Annotated in this window: 16 protein-coding genes, 5 tRNA genes and 2 rRNA genes; 13 read left to right on the forward strand and 10 right to left on the reverse strand. The window is 61.8% G+C overall.

Going from position 1 to position 20,563, the window contains the following annotated elements; genetic code table 11:
* From JKV55_RS17660 to JKV55_RS17670, 3 genes are all read left to right on the forward strand, one after another.
* Nucleotides 1–87: ribosomal RNA gene (locus JKV55_RS17660) — 23S ribosomal RNA — on the forward strand; the annotation flags it as partial.
* A gap of 79 nt (nt 88–166) precedes the next feature.
* A 5S ribosomal RNA gene (gene rrf / locus JKV55_RS17665) occupies nt 167–281 on the forward strand.
* 32 nt (nt 282–313) lie between these two features.
* A tRNA-Asp gene (locus JKV55_RS17670) sits at nt 314–390 on the forward strand.
* On the opposite strand, the gene JKV55_RS20125 is transcribed toward JKV55_RS17670, so the two are convergent.
* Both JKV55_RS20125 and JKV55_RS17675 read right to left on the reverse strand, forming a co-directional pair.
* Nucleotides 391–513 carry a hypothetical protein gene (locus JKV55_RS20125; RefSeq protein ID WP_255511317.1) on the reverse strand — a complete coding sequence of 41 codons (123 nt, stop codon included), beginning with the start codon at nt 511–513 and terminating at the stop codon, nt 391–393. It lies immediately after the preceding tRNA gene.
* A gap of 352 nt (nt 514–865) precedes the next feature.
* Entirely contained in the window at nt 866–3,127 is a 2,262-nt protein-coding gene (locus tag JKV55_RS17675) for an arginine/lysine/ornithine decarboxylase (RefSeq protein WP_202088191.1), read from the reverse strand.
* 257 nt (nt 3,128–3,384) lie between these two features.
* Here JKV55_RS17675 and JKV55_RS17680 point away from each other — a divergent pair, with 257 nt between their 5' ends.
* Nucleotides 3,385–3,960: a transglycosylase SLT domain-containing protein gene (locus JKV55_RS17680; protein ID WP_237332991.1), complete on the forward strand. Its 576-nt coding sequence runs from the start codon at nt 3,385–3,387 to the stop codon at nt 3,958–3,960.
* Here JKV55_RS17680 and dsdA read toward each other — a convergent pair.
* The 6 genes from dsdA to cysK all read right to left on the reverse strand — a co-directional run bounded on the left by dsdA (nt 3,937) and on the right by cysK (nt 10,907).
* Entirely contained in the window at nt 3,937–5,307 is a 1,371-nt protein-coding gene (gene dsdA, locus JKV55_RS17685; protein ID WP_202088193.1) for a D-serine ammonia-lyase, read from the reverse strand. The two genes, JKV55_RS17680 and dsdA, sit on opposite strands and share 24 nt — an antisense overlap.
* Nucleotides 5,308–5,397: 90 nt before the next feature.
* Nucleotides 5,398–6,729, reverse strand: coding sequence for an alanine/glycine:cation symporter family protein (locus JKV55_RS17690; protein ID WP_202088194.1), 1,332 nt, complete (start codon nt 6,727–6,729; stop codon nt 5,398–5,400).
* 74 nt (nt 6,730–6,803) lie between these two features.
* Complete coding sequence (locus JKV55_RS17695; RefSeq protein WP_202088195.1) at nt 6,804–8,840, reverse strand: tRNA(Met) cytidine acetyltransferase TmcA; 2,037 nt, start codon at nt 8,838–8,840, stop codon at nt 6,804–6,806.
* Nucleotides 8,833–9,114 carry an HlyU family transcriptional regulator gene (locus tag JKV55_RS17700; RefSeq protein ID WP_202088196.1) on the reverse strand — a complete coding sequence of 94 codons (282 nt, stop codon included), beginning with the start codon at nt 9,112–9,114 and terminating at the stop codon, nt 8,833–8,835. Before JKV55_RS17700 ends, JKV55_RS17695 begins: the two co-directional genes overlap by 8 nt.
* Nucleotides 9,115–9,182: 68 nt before the next feature.
* Complete coding sequence (crr, locus tag JKV55_RS17705) at nt 9,183–9,692, reverse strand: PTS glucose transporter subunit IIA (protein ID WP_202088197.1); 510 nt, start codon at nt 9,690–9,692, stop codon at nt 9,183–9,185.
* A gap of 246 nt (nt 9,693–9,938) precedes the next feature.
* Nucleotides 9,939–10,907, reverse strand: a complete 969-nt coding sequence (gene cysK / locus JKV55_RS17710) for a cysteine synthase A (RefSeq protein WP_202088198.1) — start codon at nt 10,905–10,907, stop codon at nt 9,939–9,941.
* A gap of 377 nt (nt 10,908–11,284) precedes the next feature.
* Between cysK and JKV55_RS17715 the strand changes: the two genes are divergently transcribed.
* Both JKV55_RS17715 and mepK read left to right on the forward strand, forming a co-directional pair.
* Nucleotides 11,285–12,673, forward strand: coding sequence for a L,D-transpeptidase family protein (locus tag JKV55_RS17715; RefSeq protein ID WP_237332984.1), 1,389 nt, complete (start codon nt 11,285–11,287; stop codon nt 12,671–12,673).
* A 219-nt stretch (nt 12,674–12,892) separates the two neighbouring features.
* Nucleotides 12,893–13,426 carry a peptidoglycan L,D-endopeptidase MepK gene (gene mepK, locus JKV55_RS17720; protein WP_237332985.1) on the forward strand — a complete coding sequence of 178 codons (534 nt, stop codon included), beginning with the start codon at nt 12,893–12,895 and terminating at the stop codon, nt 13,424–13,426.
* On the opposite strand, the gene cysZ is transcribed toward mepK, so the two are convergent.
* Entirely contained in the window at nt 13,390–14,151 is a 762-nt protein-coding gene (gene cysZ / locus JKV55_RS17725) for a sulfate transporter CysZ (protein WP_202088201.1), read from the reverse strand. The genes mepK and cysZ overlap by 37 nt on opposite strands.
* Before the next feature lie 349 nt (nt 14,152–14,500).
* Between cysZ and zipA the strand changes: the two genes are divergently transcribed.
* Nucleotides 14,501–15,505: a cell division protein ZipA gene (zipA, locus tag JKV55_RS17730; RefSeq protein WP_202088202.1), complete on the forward strand. Its 1,005-nt coding sequence runs from the start codon at nt 14,501–14,503 to the stop codon at nt 15,503–15,505.
* 60 nt (nt 15,506–15,565) lie between these two features.
* Nucleotides 15,566–17,608: an NAD-dependent DNA ligase LigA gene (gene ligA, locus JKV55_RS17735; protein WP_202088203.1), complete on the forward strand. Its 2,043-nt coding sequence runs from the start codon at nt 15,566–15,568 to the stop codon at nt 17,606–17,608.
* A gap of 32 nt (nt 17,609–17,640) precedes the next feature.
* Here the strand turns inward: ligA and JKV55_RS17740 are convergent, their stop codons facing one another.
* Nucleotides 17,641–18,189 carry a LysM-like peptidoglycan-binding domain-containing protein gene (locus JKV55_RS17740; protein ID WP_202088204.1) on the reverse strand — a complete coding sequence of 183 codons (549 nt, stop codon included), beginning with the start codon at nt 18,187–18,189 and terminating at the stop codon, nt 17,641–17,643.
* A gap of 222 nt (nt 18,190–18,411) precedes the next feature.
* On the opposite strand from JKV55_RS17740, the gene gltX reads away from it, so the two are divergent.
* The 5 genes from gltX (at nt 18,412) to JKV55_RS17765 (ending at nt 20,510) form a co-directional block, all read left to right on the forward strand.
* Nucleotides 18,412–19,824, forward strand: a complete 1,413-nt coding sequence (gene gltX / locus JKV55_RS17745; protein WP_202088205.1) for a glutamate--tRNA ligase — start codon at nt 18,412–18,414, stop codon at nt 19,822–19,824.
* Between the two features lie 209 nt (nt 19,825–20,033).
* Nucleotides 20,034–20,109, forward strand: a tRNA-Ala gene (locus tag JKV55_RS17750).
* Nucleotides 20,110–20,147: 38 nt separating this feature from the next.
* Nucleotides 20,148–20,223: transfer RNA gene (locus tag JKV55_RS17755), tRNA-Ala, on the forward strand.
* Nucleotides 20,224–20,337: 114 nt separating this feature from the next.
* Nucleotides 20,338–20,413: transfer RNA gene (locus tag JKV55_RS17760), tRNA-Ala, on the forward strand.
* 21 nt (nt 20,414–20,434) lie between these two features.
* Nucleotides 20,435–20,510, forward strand: a tRNA-Ala gene (locus JKV55_RS17765).
* The last annotated feature ends 53 nt before the right edge of the window (nt 20,511–20,563 follow it).

Genomic DNA, 20,563 nt, shown 5'->3' on the forward strand with positions numbered 1-20,563 from the left:
TTGAGACTAAGACGTAGATAGGCAGGGTGTGTAAGCGCGGTGACGCGTTGAGCTAACCTGTACTAATGACCCGTGCGGCTTAACCATACAACACCCAAGAAGTGTGAGCGCTTGCAGTATTGAGAACAACTTCATCGAAGAGAGCTTTTCCGGATTCAAGTTTATGCCTGGCGGCGATAGCGTTGTGGTCCCACCTGACTCCATGCCGAACTCAGAAGTGAAACGCACCCGCGCCGATGATAGTGTGGCAGCTGCCATGTGAAAGTAGGTCACTGCCAGGCACCCAATTAGTTACTGACTAAGACGCTTTTGCGGAGCGGTAGTTCAGTTGGTTAGAATACCGGCCTGTCACGCCGGGGGTCGCGGGTTCGAGCCCCGTCCGCTCCGCCATCATTCAAAACCCCAGCAGAGATGCTGGGGTTTTTTCGTATTGGCTACGCCGGACGGCTGGATGATGTCGGCGCGCTGCGCCTTTGCTGCAAAGGCGATGTCTTTGCCACTGCGCCATCTCATACAGAAAGCCACCTTCGGGTGGTTTTCTTGTTTTCGGCTGCGTTATTTCGGGTTAATGCTGGACAGTTAAGAGGGGCGGGCTGTTGTCTAAGCCAACCGTCGATGGCAAGGATGCCGTCGTCGAGCATACAGGCTGGGCGGTGGTTTTGGCCCGGTTGAACTGGATACCAAGCTTGCTTCTGGCCAACAGGAGGACACCGAACGCTGTGTCCACGGTGGTTGTGGAAAGCATGGCCCTGCGGCGGTCGGCTGCTCTGGAGCCTGTCGATGTTCGCTGGGAGGGGCGCAGACTGACGGAATCGTAGCCGGTCTGTTATAAGGAGCCGCCCCGGCTGGGGGGCGGCGAGGGAAGTTACTTGGCCACGCAGTCCACGAAATAGCGGGTTTCGCCCTGGTGATCCTCGGCCACCAGGCCGTGGATATAGGTTTCGAAGCCGGGGAAGCGCTGGTTGAAGTCCCGGGCGAATTTGAGGTAGTTGACGATGATGTCGTTGAATACCTCCCCCGGGATCAACAGCGGAATACCCGGCGGGTAGGGAGCGACCATCACCGCCGTGGTTCGGCCGGTCAGTTCATCCAGCGGCACCCGTTCGATTTCCTTGTGCGCCATTTTGGCAAAGGCATCCGCCGGCTTCATGGCCGGTACCAGATCCGACAGGTACATTTCGGTGGTCAGCTTGGCCACGTCGTTTTCCTTGTAGATCTGGTGGATCTGATCGCACAGATCCTTCAATCCTACCCGCTCGTAGCGGGGATGGCTCTGCACGAATTCCGGCAGCACCTTCCACAGCGGCACGTTGTTGTCGTAGTCGTCCTTGAACTGTTGCAGCTCGGTCACCATGGTGTTCCAGCGGCCCTTGGTGATGCCGATGGTGAACATGATGAAGAAGGAGTAGAGCCCGGTTTTCTCGATGACGATACCGTGCTCGGCCAGGTACTTGGTGACCACCACCGCCGGAATACCGCTGGCGGCAAAGTCGCCTTTCATGTTCAGGCCCGGGGTCAGTATGGTGGCTTTGATGGGGTCGAGCAGGTTGAAGCCGGGCTCGATGTCGCCGAAGCCGTGCCAGCCGGCGTCGGCCTGCAGCATCCAGGCATCCCGTTCGTCCAGGCCGTCGTCGGTGAGATCGTCCGGTCCCCAGACGGTGAACCACCAGTCGTCGCCGTATTCGTCATCCACCTTGCGCATGGCGCGGCGGAATTCCAGGGCTTCCGCCAGGGACTCTTCCACCAGGGCGGTGCCGCCCGGCTCTTCCATCATGGCCGCGGCCACGTCGCAGGAGGCGATAATGGCGTACTGCGGGCTGGTGGAAGTGTGCATCAGGTAGGCTTCGTTGAACAGATGGCGGTCGAGCTTGTTGGCCTCGCCGTCCTGCACCAGGATCTGGGAAGCCTGGGACAGGCCGGCCAGCAGCTTGTGGGTGGACTGGGTGGAGAACACCATGGAGTCCTTGCAACGCGGCCGGCCCTCGCCGATGGCGTGATAGTCGCCGTAGAAGTCGTGGAAGGCGGCATGGGGCAGCCAGGCTTCGTCGAAGTGCAGGGTTTCGATTTCTCCGTCGAGCAGGTTCTTGATTTCCTCCACGTTATAGAGGATGCCGTCGTAGGTGGACTGGGTGATGGTCAGCACCCGGGGTTTGACGTCCGGGTTCTTGGCCAGGATCTCGCGGCAGAAGGGGTTGGCCTGCATTTTTTCACGGATGCGTTCCGGCTCGAATTCGCTGCGGGGGATGGGGCCGATAATACCGTAGTGGTTGCGGGTCGGCATCAGGAACACCGGCACGGCACCGGTCATCATGATGGCATGCAGTATGGATTTATGGCAGTTTCGGTCGACCACCACGATGTCGCCGGGGGCCACGGTGGAGTTCCATACTATCTTGTTGGAGGTGGAGGTACCGTTGGTGACGAAGAACAGGTGATCGGCGTTGAAGATACGGGCGGCGTTACGTTCGGACGCGGCCACCGGGCCGGTGTGGTCGAGTAGCTGGCCCAGCTCGTCCACCGAATTGCAGACATCGGCGCGCAGCATGTTCTCACCGAAGAACTGGTGGAACATCTGGCCCACCGGTGATTTCAGGAAGGCAACGCCGCCGGAATGGCCGGGGCAGTGCCAGGAGTAGGAGCCGTCCTGGGCGTAATGGGTCAGGGCGCGGAAGAAGGGGGGCGCCAGGGAGTCCAGATAGCTTTTGGCCTCGCGGATAATGTGCCGGGCCACGAAATCGGGAGTGTCTTCGTGCATGTGAATAAAGCCATGCAGCTCGCGCAGTATGGCGTTGGGGATGTGCCGGGCGGTACGGGTTTCGCCGTAAAGATAAATGGGGATATCCGGGTTGCGGTGGCGGATTTGTTCCACGAACCGGCGCAGTTGTTCCAGCACCGAATGGGCTTCTTCCCGGCTGCCGCCAAGCTCTTCATCATCGATGGACAATACAAAGCCGGCAGCCCGGCTCTGCTGTTGGGCGAAGGAGGTCAGGTCGCCATAACTGGTATAGCCCACCACATCCATGCCGGCCTTCTCGATGGCGGAAGCCAGCTCACGGATACCCGAGCCACTGGTGTTCTCGGAACGGAAGTCTTCATCGATGATGACGATAGGAAAGTAAAAGCGCATCAGGTTTCCTTTGGTTGAGCGTCTGAATGTGGTGGCGGTGCGGCGTCTTGGCCGCTACCAATTCTAATCCCTATGCGGTCGGGTGACAAAAAATAGTTATGCATCTCTTGTGATTAAAAATTTAATTGACTCTCCCTGAAGCCGGCGGAGGCCTGTGAGCTGGCATTAGCCCGCGGGAACAGGCACTATGGTTCTCATACAGAACAGCTTATCGCGGGCAGATGAAGGTGAGATGGCAAGATAACGGCAAGTGGCTGATGCTGTTGGCGGCGACATTCCTGGCGGGCTGTGCCGCCGCGCCGCCGCGTAATCCCGAGAATATCTGCGCTATTTTCGAGCAGCACAAGGGCTGGCACAAGTCCGCCAACAAGGCGCGGGAAAAGTGGGGTGCGCCGGTGCATGTCACCATGGCGATGATGTATCAGGAGAGTTCCTTTCGCCATGATGCCCGACCGCCGATGCGCTATTTCCTGTTCATCCCCTACGGCCGGGCTTCCGACGCCTACGGCTATGCCCAGGCCAAGAAGGCGACCTGGGCCGACTACCAGCGGGAAGCCGGCAGCCGCTGGGCCAGCCGAACCAATTTCGACGACGCCCTCGATTTCATGGGCTGGTACATGCATAAAACCAGCACCATCAACGGCGTTTCCAAGTGGGATGCCTACGGCCAGTACCTCAATTATCACGAGGGATGGGGGGGATACCGGCGTGGCAGCCACCAGCGCAAGGGCTGGCTGCTGAATACCTCGCGCAAGGTCGAGGCCCGTGCCCAGCGCTATGCCGGGCAGTACTGGCAGTGCAAGGACAGTCTAAACCGTGGCTGGTTTGGCTGAAGCGGCCAGGGCCAGATACTGTTCCATTTCCTGTTCCGGCACCATGCCGCCACCGGTAGCCCAGACCAGATGATGGGCGCGGGCCAGGCGGGCCGGGGTCAGCCCCAGTCGCTGACGGTAGCCTTCGGTCTCGGTCTGCACCCGCAGCGGCCCGGGCATGCCCGCCAGGGCCGAGGGTTCGAGACGTATGCCTTCCGTTCCGGCCAGCAGGCCCAGTAAGCACAGCATCTCTTGATCGCTCAGGGTATAGAAGCCGTCGAGCATGGGGGCCATGGTCCGTCCCACAAAGCCCGAGGGGCGACCGACCGCCAGGCCGTCGGCGGCGGTGAGGTTGTCGATACCCAGATCCTGTACCGAGATATGATCATGCAGCCCGGTGTAGACGCCCAGCAGCATGCAGGGCGAGTGGGTGGGTTCGGCGAAGATGCAGTGCACGGCATCGCCGAAGGCCAGCTTGAGGCCGAACGCCACCCCGCCGGGGCCACCGCCGACCCCGCAGGGCAAGTACACGAACAGCGGGTGTTCCTTGTCCACCTTGATCTGTTGCTGTTCCAGCTGGGCCTTGAGCCGCTCTCCGGCCACGGCGTAGCCGAGGAACAGCTGCACCGAGTTTTCATCATCCACGAAGTGGCAAAGCGGATCCTTTTCCGCTTCGAGCCGCCCTTGCGCCACCGCCACCGAGTAGTCGCTGTCGTACTCAACCACAGTGACGCCCTGGCTGCGCAGCAGATCTTTCTTCCACTGGCGGGCATCGGCCGACATGTGCACGCTGACCCTGAATCCCAGCCGGGCGCCGATGATGCCGATGGACAGCCCCAGGTTGCCGGTGGAGCCGACGGCGATGGAATGACGGCCGAAGAACTGGCGGAAGGCCTCGCTGTGCAGCTTGGCATAGTCGTCGTCCAGGTGCAGCAGGCCGGCCTTGAGCGCCAGTTTCTCCGCATGCTGCAGCACTTCATAGATGCCGCCCCGGGCCTTGATGGAGCCGGAAATGGGCAGGTGACTGTCCATTTTCAGCCACAGGCTGCCGGTGAGCGGCTGGCCGTAGTGTTCGCCCAGGGCCCGCTGCATGCTGGGGATGGGGCGCAAGGGGGATTCGATGATGCCCTGTTGTTCCCGGGTGGCGGGAAAGGCGGCGCAGAAATAGCGGGAGAAACGTGCCAGCCGCCGGCTGGCATCGGCCACGTCGCCGGCGGTCAGGCCGACGGCCGGTAATGCCAGCTCCACCGGAGCCCGCTCGGGATTGAACCAGCTGAACGGCTGCATCGCCATCAAGGGGCCGAGCAGGGGATGGTGTTTGCGAAGCTCGGCGATGGCGTGAGCGGAATAGCTGGGATATGAATGCATATCGTCTGGTCCTGATGATTGGCTGGGGCCAGTATATCAGCCGGAGCCGGCATTGCTGTAGGGGGCAATGCCGGCAAAAGAGCCAGAATCTCATGACTTGGCAAAGTAGCTCTTGGTCAGCCGGAATACCACCGGGCTCAGCAAGGCCAGGGCGATCAGGTTGGGAATGGCCATCATGGCGTTGAGCGTGTCGGCCAGCAGCCAGATAAACTCCAGCGATTGGGTGGCGCCAACGGGCAGCGCCAGTATCCAGGCGACACGGAAGGGGACTATGGCCTTGATGCCGAATAGATATTGCACGCATTTCTCACCGTAGAAACTCCAGCCGAGGATGGTGGTAAAGGCGAAAACGGCCAGGGCGATAGCGACGATATATTGACCGCCGGGGATGGCGCTGGAAAAGGCCAGGGTGGTAAGCGAGGCGCCGGCTTCACCGCTGGTCCAGCTGCCGGTGACAATAATTGCCAGGCCGGTGATGGAGCAGACGATGATGGTATCGATGAAGGTACCGAGCATGGCAATCAGCCCCTGGCGCACCGGGCTGTCGGTCCTGGCTGCGGCGTGGGCGATGGGGGCACTGCCCAGGCCGGCCTCATTGGAAAACACCCCCCGGGCCACCCCGAAGCGGATGGCGGCCCACACCGCGGCACCGGCAAAACCGCCCTGGGCGGCGATAGGGCTGAAAGCGTGTTCGATGATCAAGCCAAAGGCGGCGGGAATGGCGGTGATATTCAAGGCCAGTACCACCAGCCCGGCGGTAAAGTAAGACAGCGTCATCAAGGGGACCAGCTTGCCGGCCACCTCGGAAATCCAGCGAATGCCGCCGATCAGCACGGCTCCGACCAGTACCATCAGTACCACTCCGGTGGTGAGGGTAGAGATGCCGAAGGAGGCTCGCAGCGCATCGGCGACCGAGTTGGCCTGCACCGTGTTGCCGATGCCGAAGCCGGCGATGCCGCCGAAGATGGCGAAGGCCACGCCCAGCCATGCCCACTTGGCCCCCAGGCCATTCTTGATGTAGTACATGGGACCACCGACATGGTTGCCGAGTTTATCGGTTTCCCGGAAGTTCACGGCGCAGACCGCCTCGGAATACTTGGTGGCCATGCCCACCAGGGCCGTCATCCACATCCAGAACAGGGCGCCGGGGCCGCCGAAGAAGATGGCGGTGGCGACCCCGGCGATATTCCCCGTGCCTATGGTGGCGGAAAGGGCCGTCATCAGGGCGTTGAAAGGCGATATTTCACCGCTGCCGCGCTCGCTTTTGGTAAACAGCAAGCGAAAACCCGTACCCAGTTTGCGGATGGGCATAAAGCCGAGCCCGAATTGCAGATACAGGCCGATGCCCAGGATCCCCACCAGCATGGGCACCCCCCATACCACGCTGTTAATCGAGGACAGCAGCTCGGTGATCGGTTCCATCTGTCAGGCTCCTTGAAAGAAGGTAATTGAATAGACAAAATTTTCTTGTATAGCCTAGCGCCGTTTACCCGATATTAACAATCCGGGCAGGGGGTATGGGGGCAGGGGAAGAAATGCTGGATGATGGTACGCAACTGCCGTACCGCCGCTTTCTGGCCGGGCAGGCCATAATCTGCTGCCACCCCTACCGGCGTGGCACCGGGACTGAGCAGGGCGTGCAGCAGGGCCTGCTGTTTCCCGTCGAGCGGAGTCAAGGGCGTGGCCGCGAGCGCAACGCGGGCCAGCACCGCCTGATCGGCCATCAGGTCCCGCTGGGCAAAAGCAAAGCCCCAGGCGATGGCGGTATCCAGCGCCGGCATCGGCAAAGGCGGGCACAACTGCAGGCTTTGCCACCAGGCTTCCGGTAACGCCTGCAGCAGCCCTTCACGATAGTAGGCCAGGTTGGCGCTGAACTGTCCCCTCCAGGCGGGCAAGACTCGATGCGCCGGGCGTGAGCATGGCCACAGCATCATGGCGGCGTGCAGGCCGCTGACCGTATCGGCGACGAGGCCGACGCGCACCGCACGAAAATCGTTGTGTTGCCAGAAGCGCAGCAGATCGGGGCTGGCGCCGAAGCTGGTGCCGAGAAAGTCGGCACCGCCCTGCTGTTTGAGCCAGCTCAACAGCCGTGAGCCGATGCCCTGCTGCTGGCAGTGAGGGTGCACCACGATGCGCATGATGCGCCGGTAACTGAAGTCACCCGCTTCCCTGAAACCGCCATGGAAGGCCAGGGATTGAGGCAGCAGGTGGCCCCGGGGGCGGCGTTGCCCGCGCCAGACCGCCTGGCCGAGCGCAGGGTCAAGCTTCCCTTCCCGTACCAGCAGGGCCGCCGCTACCGGGGTCTGCTCCCGACAGGCCAGGGCCAGCGTCAGCCCGGGGGCATCCAGCAATTGGCGCAGATCGCTCGGCCGGGTCTGGTAATGAGCGAGAGTCAGCAGACCGAATACCTGCTGCAGCAGGAGGTCGTCGTCTTCCAGCTGCTGCCGGCAGACATAACGAAAGTTCAGGACGCCCCCAACCGGCGGCGCCGGCGGGTCGGCATCCAGCGCCAGCAGCCGGAACACCAGTGGCTCCAGCGGATCCCGCGGGCTCCAGCGGGCGGGGGTGTCAAGGTGATACTTCTGCCAGTTGGGGGCCAGCCGGGCCAGGGCCGGCTGGAATTTGAGCTGGAAGCCGAGGCCGGTGCCTTCGTAGCCGTGCTCGGTACTGGCAAAGATACAGCAGTAACGCCGGGCCAGGTTCAGCAGCATGGGAGTCGGTATGGCCGCCGCTTCGTCGACCAGCAACAGATCCGCCGGTGGGAGCCGGGCCAGCAGGGCATCCGGCGCAATAAAAGACAGGCGCTGGCTGCTGTGCTCCAGGGCGCGGGCCGTGGCGGCCGGGCTGGGCGCGGTCAACAGTACCCTGTAACCGGCATCCAGCAGGCGGGCGGCGGCCAGCCCCAGCAGGCTGGACTTGCCCCGGCCGCGATCGGCGGTCAGCACCAGGGGCTGGCGGCGGCGTGCGGCCCGCAGTACCCTGGCCAGGGCCTGGCGTTGTTCCTGGTTCAGGCAGCCATGGCGGTCACGCCGGCGCTGCCAGGGGGTATCGGGCAGGGCGGGCAAGGCGGGGGGGCGGGAGCCTTGCTGCCACAGCAGTACCTGGGGATCCTGCCGCAACAAGGACACGAAACGGCGGATAAAGCGGCTTTCCAGCCCGGCGGCCTGCTCGGGCTGGGCCACGTAGCGGGCCAGATCGGGATCTGCGTAGCCGGGCCAGTCGGCCAGGGGAGGACATAGCAAGAGAACCAGACCGCCGGCGGTGACCGTGCCCAGCAGGGCGCCGAAGGCATCCGGGTGCAGGCCGCTGTAGGCGTTGTACACCAGGGTATCGTATTCCCGGCCCAGGCAGCGCTGGATCTTGCCGGCGGCCTGGCTCTCGAGACCGGGCGGAGCCTGTCCTACCCAGAGCCGGTTCTCTCCACCGAGGGTGACGGCCCGGGCCATGGCCCAGGCTTCGCTACCGCTCAGTATCAGCAGCCGACGCTCACCGATCTGCTGCAGGTGCCGGCGCCAGCGGGGCCAGTCAGTCAAACAGCTGCTCACCGTTTTCGTCGATCACCCGCTTGGCTTTGGCGACCATCAGCTCGGCGGCCTGCTCGGCAGACGGCAACACATCCGAGCGGATTAACAGGTATTCCCGCCGGGTGCCGTCCTTGAGCTGCACTATACGGCCCTGCAAGCGGTACTGGCCGCTTTCCGCCTTGGGTTCGGGATAGATGTCGAACCCTTGGTAGGACACGGGTTCAAAACGGGCGGAGGCGTCTGCCGTGGTCGCTTTGCCCAGTTTTTTCAACCAGTTGAACATGGTGGCTTCCCTTTAATTCGTGCCGATAAAAAAGGCGCCTATCGGCGCCTTATTACAGAAAAATGGTGTTATTTTTTAACACGCAGCACCAGGTCCTGGGCCAGGGTGACGGCGCCGCTCAGCTTGCTGAGCTCTTTGACTTCGTCCATATTGGAAATGACCACGGGAGTCAGGGTGGACTTGGCCTTGGCTTCCAGCAGGGCCAGGTCGAATTCGATCACGGTGTCGCCCTTCTTCACCTGCTGGCCTTCCTGGGCAATACGGGTAAAACCTTCGCCCTTGAGCTCAACGGTATCAATGCCGAAGTGCACGAACAGTTCCAGGCCGGAATCGGATTCGATGGAAAAAGCGTGGTTGGTTTCAAAGATTTTACCAATAGTGCCGTCGCAGGGCGCGACCATCTTGTTGCCGCTGGGCTTGATGGCGATGCCGTCGCCGACGATCTTCTCGGCAAACACCACATCAGGCACGTCCTCGATGGCGACGATTTCCCCGGACAGGGGAGCAAAGATTTCGATACCGCTGGTGTCGCTAGTATCGTCAGATACCATTCTTTTCAGTTTATCGAACAGACCCATAGTATTCAGCTCCTGGAGTTATTTAACGCGTAATAATAACAGACGGACTTTCCCAAGATAAAGAGGCAAACGTGTCCAAAAATGTCTGGCCGGGCATAAGGCTGTCACTAGTGTAGGCAAGGGAACCAGTGATGCCCATGATAACGATGCTGTCGTTGCCGCCCATGCGCTGGGTCAAAAGGAGGGTTTTTTGTGGTAATTCCACGATCATGGGGAGCAAAAGGGCGCCATTCGGCGCCCTAGTTGTTACTGTTGCAGTTCTTGCTCGCTGAAGATGCCCTGGAACAGGGCACTGCTGAGATAACGTTCGCCGGAACTGGGCAGGATCACCACTATGTTCTTGTCGGCAAACTCGGGCAGCTCGGCAAGGCGGTTGGCGGCCACCACGGCGGCGCCGGAGCTGATCCCGGCAAGGATGCCTTCATCCTTCATCAGACGGCGGGCCATCTCGATGGCGTCTTCGCTGGTGACGCGCTCGACCCGGTCTACCAGGGACAGATCCAGGTTGCCAGGAATGAAGCCGGCACCGATCCCCTGAATTTTATGGGGGCCCGGCTTGATCTCTTCACCGGCCATGGCCTGGGTGATCACCGGTGATTCTACCGGTTCAACGGCAACCGAGGTGATGGCCTTGCCCTTGGTGTGCTTGATGTAGCGGGATACGCCGGTAATGGTACCGCCGGTGCCCACGCCGGCCACGAAAACATCGATGTTGCCATCCGTGTCTTCCCAAAGCTCGGGACCTGTGGTTTTCTCGTGGATTTCCGGGTTGGCCGGGTTGTTGAACTGCTGCAGCAGCACGAATTTGTCCGGGGCCGACTCTTTGAGCTCCATGGCTTTCTCAATGGCGCCCTTCATGCCCTTGGCCCCTTCGGTCAGCACCAGGTTGGCCCCCAGGGCCTTCAGCAGCTGGCGACGCTCCAGGCTCATGGTGTTGGGCATGGTCAGGGTGATCGGATAGCCACGGGAAGCCGCTACAAAGGCCAGGGCAATACCGGTATTGCCGCTGGTCGGTTCAATCAGCTCTTTGCCGGGGACCAACTCACCGCGTTTTTCGGCGTCCCAAATCATGTTGGCGCCGATACGACATTTGACGCTGAAACTGGGGTTACGACTTTCTACCTTGGCAAAAACCCGGCCCTTGCTGACCCGGTTCAGTTTTACCAGAGGAGTGCGACCAATGGTCAGCGAGTTATCTTCAAAAATCTTGCTCATTGTGGCTATCCCTAAGGTTCAGTGTCACCAAAAATACGTTTACACCATCAGCTTAACCATTCTTTGCGGAATGAGAAGTGACGATTTGTTATAACAATATGTTATTAAATGATAAAATGATATTCCTTTATCCCTGGGCTTATCTGTCCCCCGGCTATGGTGCTTTGGCCGCAACTCTGTTATCAAGGCACTAGCGGGGTGAATGCCGCCGGCATGGGATCGGGTCACCTGTAGCAGGGCCCAATAGATAGTAGATTCTGAATACGGGTTAGGGAAGGAAGATGAACAGGTGCCGTGCAGCCGCTGGGCTGTGGTTGTTACTTTGTCTGAACATGGGTGGGGCTGTCGCTTCCTGGCAGGAGGAGCCCGCGGCCCGGTTGCAGCTGCACCAATTGGGGCTGGAGCTGGCGCTGGCGGATGTACACCCGGAACTGACCCTGTGGTGGCAACAGGCGACGTCGGCCGACACCGCGTCCGATCAGGCCGATGACCGGTTGTTACTGGGGCTGAGCACCTTCTGGCGACAATGGTCCTCGCTCTCTTTCGTCGAACGTCAGCATCTGCAAGTCCGCCGCTCGGCCCTGGTGTTCAGTGCGGAAGACCAGGCGGCGTTGCAACAGGCAACGCAACAGGGCAGTCGTCACCAGTTGGTACAGCGTCTGGTACCTGGTTATGCGAACCATGATCAGTTACAGCAGCAGTTGGCACGACTGTTAAGCCTGGCCGAGCAGCCCTGGCCGGCTCTCAGGACCACTACGCTCAGGCCCGGCGAGAGGGCCAAGGCGGTGTCCCGGGTACGGGAGCGCTTGCAGTTGCTGGGAGATCTGTCAGCGGCGGAGGCCGAGACGGATCCGTCTTACTACGACAGCCGGCTTGAACAGGGGGTGCGGCAGTTTCAGCTGCGTCACGGTCTGCAGGTAGACGGGGTGATTGGGCCCCATACCTATGCCTGGCTGGACGCTCCACCCCTGACTCGGGCCCAGCTGCTGATGCGCAGCATGCTGCGTACCCTGATCGGCGATACCCTGCCGTCGGCTTATCTGCTGGTGAACATCCCCGAATACCGGCTGCGGCTCTATCAGGATCAGGCCATGGTGCTGGAAAGCGACGTCATAGTAGGAAAAGACAGCCGCAAGACCCCGATCATGGCCAGCGAGATCACCAATGTGGTGGTCAACCCTCCTTGGCATGTACCGCGTTCCATCCTGACCAAGGACATACTGCCCCGGTTGTACCAGGATCCCGACTACATCGAACGGGAAGACTTCGAAGTGCTGGATGCCGGAGAACGTGTGGTGCCCAGGGAGGAATGGCAGGCACGCTTGTATGAGGAGGGCGGTTTTCCTTACCGTCTGCGGCAGCGACCCGGCAGTCGCAATGCGCTGGGTGCCTACAAGTTCCATCTGCCCAATAATGACGCCATCTACCTGCACGATACGCCGTCCCGCGGCCTGTTCAGCCGTGACAGCCGGGCCCTGAGCTCGGGCTGCGTACGGGTGGAAGAAGCCGAGCAACTGGCGCTCTGGCTGTTGAGTGAACAGTGGAGTCCGGCGCGGCTGGCCGATCTGAAGTCGAGCCGGCATACCCGCTGGCTCAGGGTGAACAAACCCCTGCCGGTGTTCATGGTGTACTGGCCCGGCTGGCTGGGGCCGGATGGGCTGCCCCGTTTCCGGGACGACATATATCAGTTCGATCGTTCCCTTAACCCTCCTTTCGTCGCCGGGCAGCAGAGGCCGCTGCTCGCGCACAACGGGCAGCTCTTATAACCAAAGGTTGTTGATATTTTGCTCTGTTATGGATAGTTTCGGTCCGGTTCAACGCTGTGCGGCAGCCGATGACCGAGTGCCCCCGTAGCCGGTGATGGCCGGTTTCCGGTTTATCCCTGACAGGCAAACGCAATACCGGTTGCGCCGGGATAATAGGCTCTTTGGACATCGGCGACGCACCCCTGCGGTTTTCAAGGAGGTAGTATGCCGGGATCTGGTATGGATCGTCGCCGTTTTTTGCTGGGATTGGGCGGGCTAGGGGTTGCCTCGTGGCTGCCGGTTTCGGCACAGGCCAGTTTATCCGCTCCGGTACGCAAACTGAGTCTGCACAACCTGCATACGGGTGAACAGGTGACGGCCAGCTTCTGGGAAGAAGGGAATTATCTCGAGGATGGCCTTAGCTCATTCAGCCGGGTAATGCGCGATATTCGCCGTAACGAAGCCTTTCCCATCGATCCTAAACTGTTCGATCAGCTGTTCCTGTTGCAGCTCCGGCTGGGCAGGCAAGGTGAAATTCAGATCATCTCCGGGTATCGTTCCCCTCTGACCAATGCCATGCTGCGGCGGCAGAGCAAGGGAGTGGCCAAAAAAAGCTACCATATGCTGGGCCAGGCCGTCGATCTGCGCCTGCCCGGTGTGTCCCTGGTCGAGGTCAACAAGGCTGCCCGCCAGCTCGGCGTCGGCGGTGTCGGCTACTACCCTAGCTCCGATTTTGTTCATCTCGATACCGGCCCGGTACGCAGCTGGGGATAGTGATCCACCCACAGGGCGGTGGCACCGCACACCGCCAGCGGCATGATCAGCAGGTTGACAAAGGGCAGGCTGGAGCACAGGGTGACGCTGGCGCCGAAGCCCCAGGTCAGTGGCCTTTTCTCTGCCAGCGCCCGGCGCATCAGGCGAAAGTCGATCTTGTGGTTATCGAACGGATAGTCGCAGTACTGGATGGTCATCATCCAGGCGCTGAAGGCAAACCAGATCACCGGCGCCAATGTTTGGCCGAAGGCCGGCACCAGGAACAGCAGCAGGCAGCCGATGGCTCTCGGCACATAATAGGCCAGTTTACGCCACTCCCGTCCCAGCATGCGGGGCGTGTCCCGGAGAAGTCCGAGCCAGCCGCCGTCGTCCTGGGCAACACCGGTCAGTTTCTGTTCCACCCGCTCGGCCAGCAGACCATTGAACGGCGCCGCCAGCATATTGGCAATACTGGTGAACGTCAGCGAGAACAGCACCACTATGGTGAGCACCGCCAAGGGCCAGAGTATATAACTCAGCCATTGCAGATAATGGGGCATTGCTTGCCCCAGCCAGGTAAACAGCTGCTCAAGCTGGATATAGAGCACATAGCAAGCCCCACCAAACAGCACCAGGTTCACCGCCAGCGGGATCAGCACGAACAGCCGGAGGTCTCGCTCCCACATCAGTGCCCACCCTTTGAGCAGATAACCCGGGCCACTGGTGGCATGGTAAACAGTGGGCATAACGGCTCCCGATGAAAAATGCCCCATTCTAGAGGGCGTACCGGTATGTGCCAAGCCGTGAAAGGGCAAGCGAAACGTCCTGTCGTACTCCCGAGTCACCCATTCCTTGGGCGTTTTTTGAACGTCTTGCCCGGGTACTGGTAGCATCGGTGGCTATTTTCTTGCTGAGGAGCGGATAACAGTGTGAAAAACGGGTATTTTATCCGCTAAGGACGGAGATGACTCTTGTCAAACCCGCATGGTAAACATACCCTTGTCGGTGTCTTTGGGAGTGTCCCGACCCACGTAATTGGATTCTCGCTTGCGTCGGCTATGGCTGAACATAAGCAAAAATTTTAGAGAAGCGATAATGCAGGATTTGCGAATTATCTTGATCATCCTGGGCGCGGTGGCCATTGCCGCCTTGCTGATCCACGGCTTGTGGACCAGCCAGAAAGGACGCCAGAAACCGATGCGTGAAAAGCCGCTAGGCAAAATGGCGACTGAGCCGGCGGAAAGCGACGGCTTTGACCCCGATGGGATCGGCAAGGTCAGGGTGGTCGGCTCACGCAAGGGCGAGCCCTCCCGCCGCAAGGATGAAGACGAGGATGACTGGCAGGCAGCCCCGCGTTTCTCTGCAATCAACGATGACGACGATGATGAGGGTGAACCCAGCCTGGGCCTGCCCCCGGCCAAGGCTGCCGCAGTCCGCGAACAAGCCCCCCCGCCGGTGGCGCCGCCAGTGACGACCGCCCGTCCCGTACACGACCAGGTTGAACAGCAGCAGCGTGAGCGCCGGTACCAGCAGGGAGAAATCGACCCGCTGTTTGATGCGCCGGCGTCCGTGCCGCCCGAGGCCGAAACCGTCGTCGAACCGGAGCCGGTTCCTGCGGCCGAGCCGATGGTCGAGCCGATGGTCGAGCCGGCACCGGTTCGGCGGGAAGTGCCCAAGACCTGGCAGGATGTTTATGTGATCAACCTGATGGCCCGGCCCAACCAGGTGCTGGCCGGTAACAGCCTGATCCGGGCCCTGACCGGTTCCGGCTTCTGTTTTGGCGACATGAACATCTTTCACCGTCACCAGGCTCCCGGCGGCCAGGGGGAGGTATTGTTCAGCCTGATCAACATGGTCAAGCCGGGCACCTTCAATCCCGGCGCCATGACCGGGTTCAGTACGCCGGGGGTATCGATATTCATGCAACTGCCCAAGCCCGGCATGGCCAAGAACCATTTCAACCTGATGGTGCAAACCGCCGAGAACCTGGCGGAGGAGCTGGATGCCCTGCTGTTTGACGGCGAGCGCTCCCCGCTCAGTCCGGACTATCTGGCCCATTGCCGTGAACAGCTGAGAGATTACGACAGCCAGGCCCGATAACCCTATTGTGATGTCAAAGTGCGGCCAGGGGCCGCACTTTTTGTTTGAGCGGAATATGCCATGAGTGATGCCAAAGCCCGAATCCTTGCCCTGCGCGAGCAACTCGATAGCTACAACTACCAGTACTATGTGGAAGATGCCCCCAGCGTGCCCGACGCCGAGTACGACCGGCTGATGCGGGAGCTGGTGGCGCTGGAGCAGGCCCACCCCGAGCTGCTGGATCCGGACTCCCCCAGCCAGAAGGTGGGCGGGGCACCGGTGTCCGCCTTTCCCGAGGTGCGCCACGCGCTGCCGATGCTGTCGCTCGACAACGTGTTCAGCGACGAGGAACTGGCCGCCTTCGAAAAGCGGGTGATGGACCGGCTGGGCAGGGCCGAGCCGCTCGATTTCTGCTGCGAGCCCAAGCTCGACGGCCTGGCGGTCAGCCTGGTGTATGAGCAGGGACGGCTGGTGCAGGCCGCCACCCGCGGCGACGGCAGCACCGGCGAGGGCATTACCGAAAATGTGCGCACCATTCGCGCCGTGCCGCTGAAGCTGAAAGGCGAGGGCTGGCCGGTCCGTCTCGAGGTGCGCGGCGAGGTGTACATGCCCAGGGCCGGTTTCGAGAACATGAACCAGGCGGCGCGGGCCGAGGGCGGCAAGATTTTCGCTAACCCGCGCAATGCCGCCGCCGGCAGCCTGCGCCAGCTCGACTCCCGCATCACCGCCCGGCGGCCGCTGGCCTTTTACTGCTACGGCGTCGGTTTGGTGGAAGGCGAGCCCCTGGCCGGGCGTCACTTCGACAGCCTGCAACGATTAAAACAGTGGGGTCTGCCGGTGTGTCCCGAGATCAAGCGGGTGCAGGGCAAGGCCGGTTGCCAAGCCTTCCATGACGATATCCTGGCGCGTCGGGAGTCACTGCCTTATGAAATCGACGGCGTGGTCTACAAGGTCGATGAGCTGGCCCTGCAGCAGCGGCTGGGCTTCGTGGCCCGAGCACCGCGTTGGGCCTGCGCCCACAAGTTTCCGGCCCAGGAAGAGCTGACCCGGCTGCTGAAGGTGGAGTTCCAGGTGGGACGCACCGGTGCCATCACCCCGGTGGCCAAGCTGGAGCCGGTGCCGGTGGCCGGAGTGATGGTGTCCAACGCCACCCTGCACAACGCCGACGAGATAGCCCGGCTGGGGGTGATGGAAGGGGATACGGTGATAGTGCGCCGGGCCGGGGATGTGATCCCCCAGGTGGTGGCGGTGGTGCTGGAGCGGCGCCCGGCGGACGCCCAGGCCATCGAGTTCCCCGATCATTGCCCGGTCTGTGACGCCGAGATAGAGCGAATCGAGGGCGAGGCGGTGGCCCGCTGCACCGGTGGCCTGTTCTGCGCCGCTCAGCGCAAGGAAGCCATCCGCCACTTCGCCTCCCGCAAGGCATTGGATATCGAAGGGCTGGGCACCAAACTGGTGGAGCAACTGGTGGATCAGGAAAAGGTAAAGACGCCGGCGGATTTGTTTCACCTGGACCATGCCACCCTGGCCGGCCTGGAGCGCATGGGCGAGAAGTCCGCGACCAATCTGCTGGCGGCGCTGGACAAGGCGCGCCACACGACCTTGTCACGCTTCCTGTATGCGCTGGGTATCCGCGAAGTGGGGGAGGCCACCGCCAGCAACCTGGCACAGCACTTCCGGGCGCTGGAATCGGTGATGCAGGCCGAGGTGGAAACGCTGCTGGCGGTGCCGGATGTGGGCGAGGTGGTGGCCAAACACATCTACTATTTTTTCCGGCAGCCCCATAACCAGGAAGTCGTGCAGGCGCTGGTGGCGCCAAGGGAGCAGGGCGGCTGCGGCCTGAACTGGCCGGCGATCGAGGCCGTGCCTGTCGCCGCCCAGCCCCTGGCGGGCCAGACCTTCGTGCTGACCGGCACCCTCGGCCAGCTGTCGCGCAACGATGCCAAGGCGGCGCTGCAGGCCCTGGGCGCCAAGGTGGCCGGCTCGGTATCGGCCAAGACCAGTTGGGTGGTGGCGGGCGAAGCGGCCGGCTCCAAGCTGGTCAAGGCCCAGGAGCTGGGCGTGCCGGTGATGGATGAGGCAGCACTGCTGGTGCTGCTGGCCGAGCACGGCTGGCAGCCCTGATGGAGAGGGGCCTGGCAGCCCCTTTGGTTATCTCAGGGGGTGGTAACGGTGGTAAAGTCCTGGCCCATGCGGCGGAAGGCGTTCAGGGTCAGGCCCTTGTCCCGTACCTCCAGGTAGTGCAGCCGGCCGTCGGCGCTGATCACCAGGGTCATGTCCTGGCCGGCGCGCAGGTTGCTGAGCGGCTTGTAGGAGGGCTCGGCCCGCACCAGGGCGATCAGGTCCTGGCCCGGCAACTGCCACTGGCGGAACAGGGCTGCCAGGGTATCCCCCTGGCCCAGGGTATGGTCGATGCGCCGGCCGCCCTCGGGCACCGGTATCTCCCGGGTCAGGGACGGCTCCAGGGCAAGGCTGAGCGTGCCGGTCACCGGCCCCCGGGGAGGGGGCGGCGCCGGTTGCCAAATCAGCAGCAGCAGCCACAGCGGCACCAGCACCATCAGGCCGGTGCGGTGTGCCTGGGGCAACTGGCGCAGTGCCGACAAGGCCCTGCCCACCCCTTGCCGTGCCGGCAGGGTCAGCTGGTTCAATTTGGTGCCGAACGATTCCGGCGTATTACGTTTGGTGACTGGTCTTCGTCTGGTCATGTATAGGCCCTCGCGGGCACAAGTGTATCCCTGGGCCGCTCGCCCGACAAGCGGCGGATAAGGCCCTTTTTCAGTCTTGTCCGCTTTTGTCCCGCCCGTCTCCGGCCACCATCCCGGCCCGCTTCGACAAAGCGTTTAACCCGCCCCGGCCGGGTGCTAAAATGGTCGCCACTTATAACGTTTCAGGCTCGTTTGGGCTTTTCACCAGCTTAAGGCAGAAAAATGACAGTTAAAACGCGGTTTGCTCCCAGCCCCACCGGTTTCCTCCATGTCGGCGGCGCACGCACGGCTCTGTACTCCTGGCTCTACGCCCGCCATCACCAGGGCGAGTTTGTCCTGCGTATCGAAGACACCGATCTGGAACGTTCCACCCAGGAGGCCATCGATGCCATTCTCGAGGGCATGGACTGGCTGGGCCTGGGCTGGGACGAGGGTCCCTACTACCAGACCCGGCGTTTTGACCGTTACAACGAGCTGATCGACCGGCTGCTGGCCGAGGGCAAGGCCTACCGCTGCTACTGCTCCAGGGAGCGGCTGGAAGCCCTGCGCGAACAGCAGATGGCCAGCGGCGAAAAGCCCCGCTACGATGGCACCTGCCGCCATGGCGACCATGAACACCCCGCCGGCACGCCCCATGTGATCCGTTTCAAGAACCCGACCGACGGCGCCGTGGTGTTCGAGGACCATGTGCGCGGCCATATCGAGATCGCCAACCGGGAGATGGACGACCTGATCATCCGCCGCAGCGATGGTGCCCCCACCTACAACTTCTGCGTGGTGGTGGACGACTGGGACATGGCCATCACCCATGTGGTGCGCGGCGAGGACCACATCAACAACACCCCGCGCCAGATCAACATCTACCACGCCCTGGGCGCGCCCGTGCCCGAGTTCGCCCATGTGTCCATGATCCTGGGCGACGACGGCGCCAAGCTGTCCAAGCGCCACGGTGCCGTCAGCGTGATGCAGTACCGGGACGACGGCTACCTGCCCCAGGCCCTGCTCAACTATCTGGTGCGGCTGGGCTGGTCCAACGGCGACCAGGAGATCTTCTCCCTGGAGGAGATGGTGTCCCTGTTCTCCCTCGACGCCATCAGCAAGTCGGCTTCCGCCTTCAATACCGACAAGCTGCTGTGGCTGAACCAGCACTACATCAAGACCCTGCCGGCCGAGGAAGTGGCGGGCCACCTGGCATGGCATATGCGCGATCAGGGCATCGACTTCGGCCAGGGGCCGGCCCTGGCCGAGGTGGTGAGCCTGTATGCCGAACGCTGCCAGACCCTGAAGGAGCTGGCGGCCCAGAGCCGCTACCTGTTCGAGGATTTCGCCGCCTTCGAGGAGGGCGCGGCCAAGAAGCACCTGCGCCCGGTGGCGGCCGAGCCCCTGGCCCTGGCCCGCACCAGGCTGGCGGAGCTGGCCGACTGGCGGGCCGGCGCCATCCACGAGGTGATCAACGCCACCGCCGCCGAGCTGGAGCTGGGCATGGGCAAGGTGGGCATGCCGCTGCGGGTGGCGGTCACCGGCGTGGGCCAGTCGCCGGCCATCGACGGCGTCATGGCGCTGCTCGGCCAGGACAAGGTACTGGCACGCATCGACATGGCCCTGGCCTTTATCGCCGAACGGACCCAAGGATAAAACAGCTCAAAGCCTTAAGTTGTAAGCCAGAAGAAAAACAAACGGCGCCTTGAGACGGCGCCGTTTTTTATTACGCTTCCGGCTTCCAGCCTCCATCGCTCAAAAAATGACTGGTTGAACGGCTTTTTTTATTTTGTGGTTGACACTAAAGTGCCCCCTGCCTATTATGCGCCTCGCTCGCAGGGACAAGGTCCCCGAGAGACTTAAGCGGGGCTATAGCTCAGCTGGGAGAGCGCTTGCATGGCATGCAAGAGGTCGGCGGTTCGATCCCGCCTAGCTCCACCAAGATTTCTTGGTAACCCCTTAAGTCATTTCTGCCAAATGGGGCTATAGCTCAGCTGGGAGAGCGCTTGCATGGCATGCAAGAGGTCGGCGGTTCGATCCCGCCTAGCTCCACCAAATTTGGTCGGTGGTTACAGTGGAAATGAATGAGGTCGGCGACAAAGGTTGCCCCGTTCGATTCCGCCTAGATCCACCAGGCGGCAGAAAAAACCAGTAAAACAGCATTGTTTTGGGGCTATAGCTCAGCTGGGAGAGCGCTTGCATGGCATGCAAGAGGTCGGCGGTTCGATCCCGCCTAGCTCCACCAAAACAATCTGAACCCGAATTCGGGGCTATAGCTCAGCTGGGAGAGCGCTTGCATGGCATGCAAGAGGTCGGCGGTTCGATCCCGCCTAGCTCCACCAACTTTAGTCGGTGATGAGAGTGGAATGAATGAGGTCGGCGACAAAGGTTGCCC

It is taken from the genome of Zobellella iuensis (assembly GCF_016746085.1).
Taxonomy (GTDB): Bacteria; Pseudomonadota; Gammaproteobacteria; order Enterobacterales; family Aeromonadaceae; genus Oceanimonas; species Oceanimonas iuensis.

Excerpts from the sequence above, each read along its gene's own strand:
- JKV55_RS20125 (WP_255511317.1), bottom strand. The coding sequence starts at position 513 with ATGAGATGGCGCAGTGGCAAAGACATCGCCTTTGCAGCAAAGGCGCAG.
- JKV55_RS17675 (WP_202088191.1), bottom strand. The coding sequence starts at position 3,127 with ATGCGCTTTTACTTTCCTATCGTCATCATCGATGAAGACTTCCGTTCC.
- JKV55_RS17680 (WP_237332991.1), top strand. The coding sequence starts at position 3,385 with ATGCTGTTGGCGGCGACATTCCTGGCGGGCTGTGCCGCCGCGCCGCCG.
- dsdA (WP_202088193.1), bottom strand. The coding sequence starts at position 5,307 with ATGCATTCATATCCCAGCTATTCCGCTCACGCCATCGCCGAGCTTCGC.
- JKV55_RS17690 (WP_202088194.1), bottom strand. The coding sequence starts at position 6,729 with ATGGAACCGATCACCGAGCTGCTGTCCTCGATTAACAGCGTGGTATGG.
- JKV55_RS17700 (WP_202088196.1), bottom strand. The coding sequence starts at position 9,114 with ATGTTCAACTGGTTGAAAAAACTGGGCAAAGCGACCACGGCAGACGCC.
- crr (WP_202088197.1), bottom strand. The coding sequence starts at position 9,692 with ATGGGTCTGTTCGATAAACTGAAAAGAATGGTATCTGACGATACTAGC.
- cysK (WP_202088198.1), bottom strand. The coding sequence starts at position 10,907 with ATGAGCAAGATTTTTGAAGATAACTCGCTGACCATTGGTCGCACTCCT.
- mepK (WP_237332985.1), top strand. The coding sequence starts at position 12,893 with ATGGATCGTCGCCGTTTTTTGCTGGGATTGGGCGGGCTAGGGGTTGCC.
- cysZ (WP_202088201.1), bottom strand. The coding sequence starts at position 14,151 with ATGCCCACTGTTTACCATGCCACCAGTGGCCCGGGTTATCTGCTCAAA.
- zipA (WP_202088202.1), top strand. The coding sequence starts at position 14,501 with ATGCAGGATTTGCGAATTATCTTGATCATCCTGGGCGCGGTGGCCATT.
- ligA (WP_202088203.1), top strand. The coding sequence starts at position 15,566 with ATGAGTGATGCCAAAGCCCGAATCCTTGCCCTGCGCGAGCAACTCGAT.
- JKV55_RS17740 (WP_202088204.1), bottom strand. The coding sequence starts at position 18,189 with ATGACCAGACGAAGACCAGTCACCAAACGTAATACGCCGGAATCGTTC.
- gltX (WP_202088205.1), top strand. The coding sequence starts at position 18,412 with ATGACAGTTAAAACGCGGTTTGCTCCCAGCCCCACCGGTTTCCTCCAT.